This is a genomic window from Thermodesulfovibrionales bacterium (assembly GCA_026417875.1).
GTDB lineage: Bacteria > Nitrospirota > Thermodesulfovibrionia > Thermodesulfovibrionales > CALJEL01 > CALJEL01.
The window spans coordinates 16,168-29,442 of sequence record JAOACK010000021.1 but is presented as its reverse complement, the minus strand read 5'-3'; the positions used below and the strand labels follow the sequence as shown (position 1 = coordinate 29,442).

Here is a 13,275-nt window from a genome sequence, read left to right as displayed (position 1 = left end):
GCATTAGTTCATGACGTTCTTGTAACTATAGGTGTATATGCTATCTTCAAAGTACCAGTAAATGCTCCATTTATTGCGGCCATGTTAACTATTATAGGTTATTCTATAAATGATACAATAGTTATCTTTGATAGAATAAGAGAAAATATGAGAAAGAATATAAATGAACCTGTTGAAAGGCTCATAAACAGGTCCATAAATGAGGTCCTCTCAAGGACTATAATAACATCCCTAACCACTCTTTTTGCAGCCCTTGCACTTTATCTTTTCGGTGGTCCTGCAATTCATGATTTTTCACTGGCGATAATTATAGGTATTGTGATAGGAACATATTCATCCATATTCGTGGCAAGTCCTGTAGTTTTACTCTTTGGCGGGATGACCCAAAAAAAATAAGGGAGCCATGGTGTGAGGTGGGTCCTTTCAAGGACAAATGATGAATACCTTACCTATCTTTCAAAAAAGACAGGAATCTCCAGGACCCTTTCCCAGATATTGATTAACAGGGGAATAAAAGAACCCTCTCAGATAAAAGAATTTCTCAATCCATCCCTATCCCTTCTTTCAGATCCCTTTGATTTTGAAGGCATGAGGGATGCAGTTTTGAGGATAAAGGAAGCTATAAGGAATAAGGAAAGTATTTTCATTCACGGAGATTATGATGTAGATGGTCTATCAGGAACGGCAATTCTTTTTGATGGTTTAAAAAGACTTGGTGCAGATGTGCATTTTTTTATTCCATCAAGACATTTCCATGGATATGGATTTAATGAAGCAGGACTGAGAATGGCAAGGGATAAAGGCGCCTCTCTAATCATTACAGTTGATTGCGGTATAAAATCTTTCAGTATTGCAAGGGAGGCAAGGAGGCTTGGGATTGATCTTATAATTACAGACCATCACCTACCCCTTATGAAGGAGAATAAACCCATTCTTCCCGAGGCAATAGCTGTGCTGAATCCAAAGATCAATCCTCAGGATAGCACCATGCATCTTTCAGGAGCTGGAGTTGTTTTCAAGCTTCTTCAGGCACTTTATGGCAGTATCGAGCATCTCTGGGAATATCTCGACCTCCTTACCATCGCAACAGTTGGAGATATTGTGCCCCTTAAAGGTGAAAACAGACATATCCTTTCAGAGGGACTTTCTTTTCTAAAAAATTCAGAGAGACCGGGTTTGAGGGCGCTCCTTGAGTTAGCGGGTATGAAAGATAGAGAGCTCACAGCTTCAAACCTCTCCTTTACCCTTATACCGAGACTCAATGCAGCAGGAAGACTTGAGGAGGCAGGAGATGTTATAAGACTGCTTCTTACAGAAGATTCTTCAGAGGCAGAGACCCTTGCTCTATGGCTTGATAAACTCAACAGAAAGAGACAGTTGATTGAGGAAGATATCTACGAAGAGGCACTTGAGATTTTCAGACTCAAGTATGACGAAATACCTGATGGAATCGTTCTCATTAAAGAGGGCTGGCATCCCGGCGTTCTCGGCATAATTGCATCGAGATTTCAGGAGGAATTTTATAGACCTGCCTTTATATTCACGCTAAGGGATGGAGTGGCAACAGGATCTGTAAGGAGTATTCCTGAGATAGATATTATTAAGATACTTGACTCCCTTCAGGGATTCTTCCTGAGATACGGAGGCCACAGTCAGGCAGCTGGAATGAGTCTTTATCTGAAGGATTTTGATCATTTTGAAAGGGCCCTTAAAAAGGCTCTGAGAGACCGCCTGGGAGATGAAAAACCAGTACCCACCCTAAGGATAGATGCCCAGGTAGCCTTTGAACAGATAAATTACGGCCTTCTTAGCGAGCTTAAAGGGCTTGAGCCTCTCGGTTATGGAAATGAGGAGCCCCTTTTTGGAGCAAAGAATATAATTCCTCTTGAGCGGAGGGTGGTGGGAAACGGTCATCTCAAACTGAGACTTAAACAGGGTGGAAGTGAATTTGATGTCATAGGATTTGGCATGGCAGATCTCATAGATATCACATCAGGGGCTGTTGACATTGCCTTCCTTCCCCAGATCAATGACTTCAATGGAAGAAGAGCTATACAGCTAAAGATAAGGGCAATAAGGAAGGCTGTGGAATGAGGTTTAATTTAAGAATCTTAAAATTCTACTGTAATTTATATTTTTGCCTGTATGCAAGATTGAGATTATACCGGGCATCTTCATCATAAGGATTCAGCCTTAATACATTTTTGTATTCCTCAATAGCTTTATCAAGCTCTCCCTGTTTATGATAGGTTACTGCAAGATTATAGTGAATATCTACTGAATAAGGGTCTAACATTAATGCATTTCTGAGTGCCAAGATGGCTTCCTCAAAAAGATTTAGCTCAAGATAAGCAGCTCCTAAATTAGACCAGCCTCTTACATAATCATATTTAATTTTAATAGCCTGCTTTAATGGCATAATTGCTTTTTCTGGAAGATTTAGGTCAAGATAGGCATCACCGAGGGCATTCCATGCTATTACATTTAATGGATCGAGCTCAATAGCCTTCAGTATCAAGGGTATAGCCCTATCAGGAAACTTTTCCTTTATATATCCTATTCCTAACATAGTCCATGCCCTTGATTTTTTTGGGCTTTTCTTAACCACATCCTCCCACTGTTTTATCTCATCTTTCCAGATAATGTTTCTTGAAAAGGTGAGGATACAGAGAATTATAGAAAGAGTGAGTAAAACCATAGGTTTTATCCTTGGCAGAATCATAAAAAAATTATATCTCATAATGACCATACATCTCCTGTTTATTCATGCTTATCACGCATTTATTGTTATAATAAATTATGGCTGAAGTAATATCAATTGCCTCTCTCATAAAAAAGATAATTGCCTACAATCCTCAGGCTGACGTTGAACTTATAAAAAGGGCATATATCTTTTCCCGTGAAGCTCACTGTGCCCAGAAGAGGATAGAGGGTACTCCCTATATAAGCCATCCCCTTGCAGTTGCTGATATACTGGCAGATATGAAGATGGATGTCCTTACCATAGGAGCAGGGCTGCTTCATGACACAATAGAGGATACCGGTACAACAAAGGAAGAGATTGAAGATATGTTCGGCAAGGAGATAGCCTTTCTTGTGGACAGTCTTACAAAGCTCTCAAAGCTTCAGTTCAGGACAAAACAGGAAGCTCAGGCAGAAAACTTCAGGAAGATGCTAATTGCTGTGGCAGAGGATATAAGGGTAATAATGATAAAATTTGCAGACAGACTCCATAATATGAGGACAATCCAGTATCTTCCTGCTGAGAAGCAGAGGGCTATAGCAGAGGAGACCATTGAGATCTATGCACCCCTTGCAAACAGGCTTGGAATCGGCTGGTTAAAGACCGAACTCGAGGATCTTTCATTCAAGGTGCTCATGCCTGAGCTCTATCAGGACCTTGTGAAAAAGGTTGCAAAGAGAAAGGCGGAGCAGGAGGGCTATATAAAAGCGATAATAAACACCATTGAAGAGAGATTGAAGGTAGAGCATATCCCTGCCTCAATTACAGGAAGGGTAAAACATTATTACGGTATATACCAGAAGATGCTCAAGCAGAAGATCCCTTTTGAAGAGGTTTATGATGTTCTGGGAATAAGGATTATTACCGATACAGTAGCAAACTGTTATCACATCCTTGGCGTAATTCACTCCCTCTGGGCCACTGTTCCCGGCAGGTTTAAGGATTATATAAGCATGCCTAAATCAAATATGTATCAATCCCTTCATACAACTGTGGTCGGGCCCCAGGGAGAGAAGGTTGAGTTCCAGATAAGGACAGAGGAGATGCACAGGATCGCAGAACAGGGTATTGCTGCTCACTGGAAATACAAGGAAAAAGGGCATCTTGATGAGAGGGATGCAAAGTATATAGCATGGCTGAGAGAACTTGTAAACTCTCTCAAGGAGCACAGAGACCCAAGAGAATTCCTTGAGGCAATAAAGGGAGAGGTGGTCTCTGATGTTGTATATGTCTTCACCCCTAAGGGCGAGATAAAGGAACTTCCCATTGGAGCAACACCTGTTGATTTTGCCTATGCGGTACATACCGAGATAGGAAACAAATGTGTTGGTGCAAAGGTTAATGGAAAACTGGTTCCCCTAAGATACAAGCTAAAAAGCGGAGACACAGTCGAGGTCATTACAGCACCAAACCACGTTCCATCAAAGGACTGGTTGAGCTTTGTTGTAACCCAGAAAGCCCGCAGCAAGATAAAACAGTGGATAAAAACTGCTGAAAGAAAACAGGCCTTTGAACTGGGTTCAAAGCTTATTGATGATGAAATGAGAAAGCACGATATCCCTTTCAATACCCTCAAGCAGAGGCAGGATGAACTTGCGAGGCTTTTCAATATGAAGAGTTATGAAGACCTCGTGGTTTCTGTGGGTTATGGAAAGGTCTCAGCACAGCAGATAATCCATAAACTCATTCCTGAAAAGGTAAAGCCTTCCAGGGTTCAGGAACAGGAGAAGCCAAGGGTTGTTAAAGGAATAAGTATAAAGGGAATGGATGAGATACTCTACCATACATCAAGATGCTGTTATCCTGTTCCAGGTGATGACCTTGTGGGATATGTTACAAGGGGCAGGGGTGTAACAATTCACAGGAGGGGTTGTCCTAATTTTGAGAAACTTGCAGTTGATGAGGCAAGGATAATAGAGGTAACCTGGAAGGCAGATGATTCCTTTGCTCCAGCAAAGCTGTACATAGAGACAATTGACAAGCCAGGGATGCTTGCAAGTATCAGTAGCCTTATCTCCTCCTTCAATGTTAATATAACAGGTGTGAAGGCCTTCTCTACACCAGACAGAAAGGCCCATCTTGAACTTATCCTGCAGGTAAGGGACAGGATACAGCTTTCTGGAATTATCCAGAAGATATCACAGATGGAGGGCATATTAAATGTTAAAAGATAGGCACACAACCAAAAAGTTAATGATCCCCTTTATCCTTCTTGCTTTAGTTTTTAATCTGCACACTCTATCTCTTTCTAAAGCAAGAGCATTTCCAGTTACCGGAGGAGGCGGTGAGTGCAGTGACTGTCACCGTCTTAAGCCTGAAGAAGCTGAAAAGATTCTTAAGGCTGGCAGTATACCTGAGCTGAAAACAGTAAAGGTTACAGGAGTAACAGAATCACCCGCAAAGGGCATCTGGGAGATATTTATACAGAAAGATGGGAAGAAGGGAATTATCTATCTTGATTTCTCAAAAAAGTTTATAATGATCGGACAGATAGTCGAGCTCAGCACATCGAAGAATATAACCCAGGAGAGATTTACAGAGCTTAATAAAATAGATACCTCAAAAATTCCCCTTGATGATGCGCTTCTGATGGGCGACAGAAAGGCAAAATACAGAGTGATAGTATTCACAGATCCTGACTGCCCATTCTGCGGAAGGCTTCACAGGGAGATGAAAGAGGTAATAGAGAAAAGAAAGGATATAGCCTTTTATATAAAGCTTTTCCCCTTACCAAACCACCAGGACGCATACTGGAAGTCAAAGTCTATCTATTGCAAGAGGTCTCTAAAATTGCTTGAAGATAACTTTGAGGGAAAGGCACCCCCAAAACCTGACTGCGAAACAGATCAGATTGACAAAAACATCTCGCTGGGAAGAGAGCTCGGTATCAACTCAACACCCACTATTATACTTCCTGATGGAAGGGTTATTCCTGGAGCAATACCTGCAGATAAACTTATAGAATTAATTGCCGGATAAGGGATATGGTTCTCTGGGCTGAGGGTCTCATTGCAGTGCAGATTGCCTTCTGCAAGGCTTGGGTCCTCTGTTGTGCTTTTTCTATACGGAACTATCGCGCTCTTACTTTATTATTCTTAACATTGATTTCTATCTTAACCTTTACTCCCGATGTTCTTGCTGCCTACAGAATAGTTCTCAGGAACGGCTCATCAATAATTGTAGAGAGTTATAAAAAAGCTGATGGCAGGATACAGTTTTTTAAATCAGGTGGTATGATTGAGATAGATAGCGCTGATATAGCAGAAATAAAAGAAATAAGCGAACCCTACAGGGAAGAAAAACCACCAGAAACAGAAGTGACATTTAGAGAACCAGCCGTCACCGTACCTGCCGTTGTAGATGAAGATGAGATAAAGGCAAGGCTTGAAAGTATCCAGAATGAAAAAGAGGTACTTAAAAGAGAGAGTGCCTCCATAATGAGTGAGATCGAAAAACTCAATCTTCAGATAAGAAGAGAGGGCCGGCTCCTTGCTATAAGAAAGAAGAGAGAACTTGAGAAGGAAAAAGCAGAGCTTGAAAAAAGAGTCAATGAGCTGAATGCAAGGATTGAGGAACTTAACAGAGAAGAGGAGGAACTTTTAAGAAAACTCTGGCGTTATTAAGGAGGTAAAAATGAAAAAAATTTTAACTCTCTCAGTTTTTCTGTCCTTCTTTCTTCTAACATCTCTAAATGCAGGAGGTGACCCTGGGTCATCAGGAGTAAATGGAAAGGAGGTATTAAAGATGGTAGAAAATATTCACTGGCTCGGACATGACACTTTCAAGATTGTAGGTGAAAAGGTAATCTTTACAGATCCTTTTAAGCTCAAGAAAAAGGACAGGGCAGACATTATACTTATAACACATGAGCACTATGACCATTGTTCTCCAGAGGATATAAAACTCATACAGGGACCTGACACCGTGATAGTAGCACCAAAGGACTGTGCTGAAAAACTCTCAGGCAATATAAAGATAGTAAAACCAGGGGACAGAATAAATGTCATGGGAGTTGAGATAGAGGCAGTGCCAGCCTACAATACGAATAAAAAATTTCATCCAAAGGAAAGTGGATGGGTTGGCTATATCTTTAAGGTTAATAACCATAGGATCTACATAGCAGGAGACACGGATTATATACCTGAGATGAAGACATTTAAGGATGTGGACATAGCCCTGCTTCCTGTTTCAGGAACCTATGTAATGACAGCAGAGGAGGCAGTCCAGGCAGCCCTTGACATAAAACCAAAGATTGCTATACCAATGCATTATGCCTCGATTGTTGGAACAGAATCAGATGCAAAGAGATTCGCGGAGCTTCTTAGGGGGAAGATAAATGTCATCATAAAAACACCTGAATAGGGGATTATTTATATTCCTTAATAAATCTCAGGAACTCCTCTTTTTCTGAGATGGGCTCAAGGCATCTTTCCCTCAGGCAGGGAAGGATATAGCTCTTTTGTTCGTAGGCAAAGAATATTTCTCCTTGAGGATAATGAATGGTGATATAAGGTCTGAAGGTTTTGAGTACTGTTTTTTTGAGTTCTCCTCCATAAATTGAGAGTCTGAGCATGTTGAGATACCAGTCGAGGGCTACAAAATAGTAACTGCAAAGGATCCCGGCCTCCTGAGCCCTTTCTGAAAAGGCTCTTAGAGAATCTTCTGCAAGTTCAAGATAGGTCCTTTTATCTGTAAGATGAAAGAGCTTAAGAAGCATAATTATGGCAAGGCTGTTTGCTGATGGGTGGGGGATATCCTCAATTGTCTTAAGTCTGATGCCCAGTACTGCTTCCTCTGTATCAAAGAAACCACCTGATTCACTGTCATAAAATCTTTCAATGCATTTATCCATCAATTCTGAGGCCTTCCTCAAATAATCTCTGCTCCCTGTACTCTCATAAGCTGCAAGAAGGGCCTCGATTATATAAATATAATCATCAAGTAATGCCTTTACATTTTCTGAATGAAATAGCTCACCATTCAGGTATCTAATTGAAAAAACCCTATTCAGACTCTTAAGCGCCACTTCTTCGCAGTCATCTATACCCAGGAATCTTGCTGCCTTTAGAAAGGAAGTTATCATCATTCCATTAAGGGATGTATAAATATTTCTATCAACAAAGGGTTCCTGCCTCTTCCTTCTTGCTGCTAGTAGTTTGCTCTTCGCCCTACTGATTATCTCCCTGATCTCCTCTGTCTTCATTGATAGCTTTTCTGCAATCTCCTCTGGTTCCTGAACAACAAAGAGGACTTTCTTATAAGGTGCATGGTGCATCGAACCTTTTTCATGAAAGAGATGTTCTGTAATGACTATTAATTCCTTCTCATCGAGAAGTCCCTTTATCTCCTGATAGGTCCAGGTGAAATAACCGCCCTCATCATCAGGTGTTACATCAGCATCCTGAGAGGCATAGAAACCACCATCACGGTCATAAAGGGTGGTCTGTATGAAATTTATTATTCCCTTTGCCACTTCTTCATAGTATGGTAAACCAGTTAGACTGTAGGCATCAATATAATTTCTCAGAAGCCAGGCATTATCATCGCATAGTTTCTCAAAATGGGGTATTATCCATACCTCATCAGTGGAATATCTGTGAAAACCTCCTCCTATCTGGTCATGAATGCCACCTTTTGCCATTGATTTAAGGGTGGTGTTTAAGATTCTGGTCAGGATACTGTCATTACCTTCAAAAAATATCCTGTTTATCAGAAATTCAAAAGTTCCTGGCATGGGAAATTTTGGTGCTCTTCCAAAGCCACCATTCTGGGGATCATAGGCTGATATAATAGCTGACCTTGCTAATTCTATTAGATCAGACTCAAGATTGCCTCTGGCTGTCTTTTTTTCAGAAATTAAATCCATGAGCCTTGAAGATTGCTCCATGAGGGTATCTTTGTTTTTTCTGTAGAAATCAAGAACTTTTTTAAGAATCCTTTTGAATCCTGGTCTACCGTATCTGTCATCAGGAGGAAAATAGGTTCCTCCAAAAAAGGGTTTTCCTTCAGGTGTAAGAAATACACTGAGGGGCCATCCACCTGTGCCGGTTATTGCCTGAACAGCAAGCTGAAGTCTTCTGTCTATATCTGGTCTTTCGTCCCTGTCAATTTTTATACATATAAAGTCCTTATTCAGGATTTCTATTACCTCTTCATCATTAAAACTCTCCTCTGCCATTACATGACACCAGTGGCACCATATAGCACCTGAGCTTAAAAATACAGGTTTATCTTCCCTGCCTGCTCTCTCAAAGGCCTCATCTGACCATGGATACCAGTCAATCTTCTGGGATGCTGCATGCCTGAGATAAGCTGATTTTTCATTTATCAATCTGTTCATGATCTCAATATAAAGTATAATAGCACATAGAAGTTTTTCTGTTAAACTTAAAATTAAGTCATCTTCTTTTCGGACTACCTTGTAACGTAAACTGATTTTTCTGTAATATTAAATACTATGAAAAGGATACTCATAGTTGATGACGAAAAGGACCTTGTAGAGCTTGTATCCTACAATCTTAAAAAAGAGGGCTTTTCCACAGCTGCATCCTATGATGGTCCTGATGCCCTTTCAAAACTGAAAGATAATGGATTTGACCTTGTAATTCTTGACCTCATGCTTCCAGGGATGGATGGTCTTGAGGTCTTAAGGGTTATAAGATCTGATGCCAGGCTTTCTCACATACCTGTGATAATGCTCACAGCAAAGGGTGAGGAGATCGACAGGGTAATAGGTCTTGAGATGGGCGCTGATGATTATGTTACAAAACCATTCAGCCCCAGGGAACTGATAGCAAGGGTCAAGGCCCTCCTCAGAAGGATATCTAGAAAACCAGAAACTATGGAAAAGATTTTAAAGATAGGAGATCTTGAGATAGACAGGGAAAGATATTCCGTTAGGGTAAAGAACAGAGAGATCAGATTGAGTACGACAGAATTCAGGCTCCTTCTTTATCTGGCAGAAAGGAAAGGCAGAATATTTTCCAGAGAGCAGTTGCTTGATGCAGTATGGGGTAATGAGGTATTTGTTGAGCCGAGGACTGTTGATGTTCATATAAGAAGGATCAGGGAACAGATAGAGGATGACCCATCAAATCCAAGATATATAAAGACCAGGAGGGGTGCTGGATATTATATTGAGGCTGAAGAGGTTTCATGAATAAAAAAAGCATGATCTGTTTTTTTATTGGAGCACTTCTTCTTATAGCTGCTCTCGAAATATATTTTAAATTGCCCAGATTTATATCCTATCTTCTTATAATTGTCTCTTTTATAACGATCTGGTTTTTATGGTCTGAAAGACTGAAAGGAGAGATAAATAGAATCATAAATTTTCTCTATCACATTCGCAGGCATGATTTTGATAACAGGGATGCAGGAATTATTCCTGATAGAGAAAACAGACTTGGAGATATCCTGACCGGAATAATGGATCTTGCCTCGGAGTTTGAGATAAGGCTGAGGGAGCTTAAAAAAGAGAAGGAGACATTAGAAAAGGTATTCCAGAACATGAAAGAAGGGGTGTTAATAATTGGAGATGACAACAGGGTGGTTCTTCTAAACAGAGGACTTCAGGAACTGCTTGGCTTTGGCAATCCATACAAAGATATGACAGTTACAGAGATTCTCAGAGAGGCTGAGCTCATCTCTTTGATGGAGGATGCAAGATCCCTTAAAGGTTCAATTACCAGGGAGATCCCTTTAAGAGATGGTAGACATCTTTCAGTAACAGCATCACCTGTTGAATTCGGCATAATGATGACCTTCTATGACATAACCAGAATCAAAAGGCTTGAGCAGGTGAGGAGGGATTTTGTTGCAAATGTAGCCCATGAGATAAAGACTCCTATCACAGCAATCAAGGGTTTTGCAGAGACACTCCTTGATGGTGCGATGGAGGACAGGGAAAATGCAGAGAAGTTTCTTGAGATCATAAAAAAGCACAGTGAAAGGCTCAATTCACTCGTGAGTGATCTCCTTACCCTTTCAGCCATAGAGCAGGGAGAGATAAGATTAGAATTAATTGAGATTCATCTGTCAGAACTTGTAGATTCCCTTTTTCTGCTAATGGAAGAAAAGGCAAAGGCTAAGGGTCTTTATCTTAAAAAGATGGTTCCTGAAGAAACAGTAATAAGGGCTGACAGGGATAGATTATCACAGATACTACTGAACCTGATTGATAACGGTATAAAGTTTACTGAATTTGGTGGTGTCACGGTAGGGGCTTATGACAGTGGAGGAAGGATAACCATCTTTGTTGAAGATACGGGATGCGGAATAGAAAAGAAGCATCTGTCCAGACTTGGAGAAAGATTTTACAGGGTTGACAGGGCCCGGTCAAGGGAACTGGGTGGCACTGGTCTTGGGCTTGCGATCGTCAAGCACCTTGTTAAGGCCCATGGGTGGGATATGGAGATCGAAAGCACACCGGGAAAAGGGACAAAGGTAAAGATAATTACAGGATAAGGGTCAATATTTTATGGCGGACAATAGCAGGACCTTTTTATGGGGTGTATCGACATCTGCCTTTCAGCTTGAGGGTTCTCCCTATGCTGACTGGACGTCCTGGGATGAGATACTCAGTGCAAGACCTGATATAACAAACCACTATGACCTTTATAAAGATGACCTTTTATTGCTTAAGGAACTGGGTGTTAATGCCTACCGCTTTTCCTTTGAATGGAGCAGAATCCAGCCAAAAGAAATCCTCTGGGATGAAAAAGCCCTTAAGCGTTATAAGGAGATAGTGAAGATCCTTATTGATAACGATATAGAACCAATGGTAACCCTTCATCACTTTACCCATCCCTTATGGTTCATTAAAAAATATCCCTGGCATGAGGATGCATCCATAGAGAAATTTTTAAATTATGTAGAAAGGATAACTGATGAGATAAAGGATGTGAGGTACTGGATAACCTTTAATGAACCCTATGTCCTTCTGCTCGGTGGTTATCTGGAGGGCTGTATGCCTCCAGGGATCAGGGATCTCTCACTGGCAATAAAGGCCTTAAAAAATATCCTTGTCTGTCATGCCATGGCTTATGAGGTTATTCATTCAAAAATACCCGATGCCAGGGTAAGCCTTGCCCATAACATGGCAGTCTTTGCACCATGGAGGAGGTTAAACCCTTTAGACAGGCTACTTTCAGAGATTGCAAAATATTTTTACAATCATTCTCTAATTGATGCCTTTATTACAGGAAGGTTGAGACTGAGACTGCCTTTTAAAAAGAGCATTGAAATGGATGTCCCCATAAAGGGAAAACTTGATTTTTTTGGAGTGAATTATTACACAAGAATTCATATAAGATTTAATCCCTTCAAAAAAATGGGTATAGAGCTGAGGCACAGGGATATTGATGGTTACGGACTTACAGACATGGGATGGGAGATATATCCTCATGGTCTTGAAAGGGTTTTAAGATATGCCTCCAGGCTGAATGTACCGATAATAATAACTGAAAACGGTATTGCCACTCATGATTCAGAAAAGAAGATAAAATTTATGAAGAGACATATTGATGTCCTTGAAAAGTGTATAAGAGATGGTATTGATGTGAGGGGATATTTTTACTGGTCCCTAATAGACAACTATGAATGGCTTCAGGGTCTTGATGCAAGATTCGGTCTGTATAAGGTGGATTTTGATACCCTTGAGCGAAAACCTACCAGTGCTGCTGCCTATTATTCATACATCATAAAAAGCAGGAAATTTTAAAAGCCTGTAGCGGCTTTTGTGACAAAAATTTAACCCTCTCTTAATACTCACTTAATTTTAATATCCTATCCTAATGTTAGCATGGAGTTTATAAATAAAAACAGGTCAGGCTATAGTGATGCTCCTCTGTGATTTTCATATTCATACTAAGTACTCCGATGGCTCACTGGAGTTAAGAAAGGTAGTTGATATATTTGGTCAGGCAGGATTTGATGTAATAGCAATAACAGACCATGTAGTTAATGGAGACAGTTCTATAGGTCAGCTGGCAAGGAGATTCAGACTCTCGGTTGTTGAGGAAAACTTTGTTGAATACATCTCAGAGATAAGATATGAGGCAGAGAGGGCATGGAATAAATACGGGATGCTCGTTATACCTGGAGTAGAGATAAGCAAGAATTATATTTCACCTGAAAGGTCAGCTCATATCCTAATAATTGACATAAAGGAGTTTATTCCGGCCTGTCTAAGCTACGAGCAGATATTTCTCAGGGCAAAAGAGCAGGATGCCCTTATTGTAGCTTGCCATCCCCATCACACAAGCGATATAACAAGGGATACCCTCTTTCTATGGAATAACAGGGAAAGGTATGCAAAATACATAGACGCCTGGGAGATTGCAAACAGGGATGATGTTTTTAATGTTATAAGCCTTAAGAAATACCCTTACATAGCAAACAGTGATTTTCACAAGGCAAGACATCTTTATTCATGGAAGACACTTCTTAACTGCGAAAAGAATGTTGAAGCAATAAAGGAATGCATAAGAAATAACAGGGGAGTAGCCATAACACTATTCAGAAATTAGGAG

12 protein-coding genes are annotated in these 13,275 nt (G+C 40.5%); 10 read left to right on the top strand and 2 right to left on the bottom strand.

Annotation, left to right across the window (positions count from 1 at the left end; translation table 11 throughout):
* The coding region (gene secF, locus N2257_05535) for a protein translocase subunit SecF (protein ID MCX7793848.1) at positions 1 to 396 on the top strand (396 nt) is incomplete at its 5' end.
* A 12-nt stretch (positions 397 to 408) separates the two neighbouring features.
* Positions 409 to 2,094 carry a single-stranded-DNA-specific exonuclease RecJ gene (gene recJ, locus N2257_05530; GenBank protein MCX7793847.1) on the top strand — a complete coding sequence of 562 codons (1,686 nt, stop codon included), beginning with the start codon at positions 409 to 411 and terminating at the stop codon, positions 2,092 to 2,094.
* 25 nt (positions 2,095 to 2,119) lie between these two features.
* Here recJ and N2257_05525 read toward each other — a convergent pair whose 3' ends face one another.
* The gene (locus N2257_05525; protein MCX7793846.1) at positions 2,120 to 2,740 is read right to left on the bottom strand and encodes a tetratricopeptide repeat protein; all 621 of its coding nucleotides are present in this window, start codon (positions 2,738 to 2,740) and stop codon (positions 2,120 to 2,122) included.
* Between the two features lie 59 nt (positions 2,741 to 2,799).
* Between N2257_05525 and N2257_05520 the strand changes: the two genes are divergently transcribed.
* From N2257_05520 to N2257_05505, 4 genes are read left to right on the top strand one after another with little or no spacing between them, the layout of a single operon-like run.
* Complete coding sequence (locus N2257_05520) at positions 2,800 to 4,917, top strand: bifunctional (p)ppGpp synthetase/guanosine-3',5'-bis(diphosphate) 3'-pyrophosphohydrolase (GenBank protein MCX7793845.1); 2,118 nt, start codon at positions 2,800 to 2,802, stop codon at positions 4,915 to 4,917.
* Positions 4,904 to 5,722 carry a DsbC family protein gene (locus N2257_05515; protein ID MCX7793844.1) on the top strand — a complete coding sequence of 273 codons (819 nt, stop codon included), beginning with the start codon at positions 4,904 to 4,906 and terminating at the stop codon, positions 5,720 to 5,722. Before N2257_05520 ends, N2257_05515 begins: the two co-directional genes overlap by 14 nt.
* A 5-nt stretch (positions 5,723 to 5,727) precedes the next feature.
* Positions 5,728 to 6,366 carry a hypothetical protein gene (locus N2257_05510; GenBank protein MCX7793843.1) on the top strand — a complete coding sequence of 213 codons (639 nt, stop codon included), beginning with the start codon at positions 5,728 to 5,730 and terminating at the stop codon, positions 6,364 to 6,366.
* A 10-nt stretch (positions 6,367 to 6,376) separates the two neighbouring features.
* Positions 6,377 to 7,105 carry an MBL fold metallo-hydrolase gene (locus N2257_05505; protein MCX7793842.1) on the top strand — a complete coding sequence of 243 codons (729 nt, stop codon included), beginning with the start codon at positions 6,377 to 6,379 and terminating at the stop codon, positions 7,103 to 7,105.
* Positions 7,106 to 7,109: 4 nt separating this feature from the next.
* Here the strand turns inward: N2257_05505 and N2257_05500 are convergent, their stop codons facing one another.
* Positions 7,110 to 9,083: a thioredoxin domain-containing protein gene (locus N2257_05500; protein MCX7793841.1), complete on the bottom strand. Its 1,974-nt coding sequence runs from the start codon at positions 9,081 to 9,083 to the stop codon at positions 7,110 to 7,112.
* A 117-nt stretch (positions 9,084 to 9,200) separates the two neighbouring features.
* Here N2257_05500 and N2257_05495 point away from each other — a divergent pair, with 117 nt between their 5' ends.
* The 4 genes from N2257_05495 (at position 9,201) to N2257_05480 (ending at position 13,272) form a co-directional block, all read left to right on the top strand.
* Positions 9,201 to 9,902: a response regulator transcription factor gene (locus tag N2257_05495; protein MCX7793840.1), complete on the top strand. Its 702-nt coding sequence runs from the start codon at positions 9,201 to 9,203 to the stop codon at positions 9,900 to 9,902.
* Positions 9,899 to 11,209, top strand: coding sequence for an ATP-binding protein (locus tag N2257_05490; protein MCX7793839.1), 1,311 nt, complete (start codon positions 9,899 to 9,901; stop codon positions 11,207 to 11,209). The genes N2257_05495 and N2257_05490 overlap by 4 nt, the downstream gene beginning before the upstream one ends.
* 13 nt (positions 11,210 to 11,222) lie before the next feature.
* Positions 11,223 to 12,464, top strand: coding sequence for a family 1 glycosylhydrolase (locus N2257_05485; protein MCX7793838.1), 1,242 nt, complete (start codon positions 11,223 to 11,225; stop codon positions 12,462 to 12,464).
* Between the two features lie 118 nt (positions 12,465 to 12,582).
* Positions 12,583 to 13,272 (top strand): PHP domain-containing protein, encoded by a 690-nt coding sequence (locus N2257_05480; GenBank protein ID MCX7793837.1) that lies wholly within the window; start codon positions 12,583 to 12,585, stop codon positions 13,270 to 13,272.
* Positions 13,273 to 13,275: the final 3 nt, after the last annotated feature.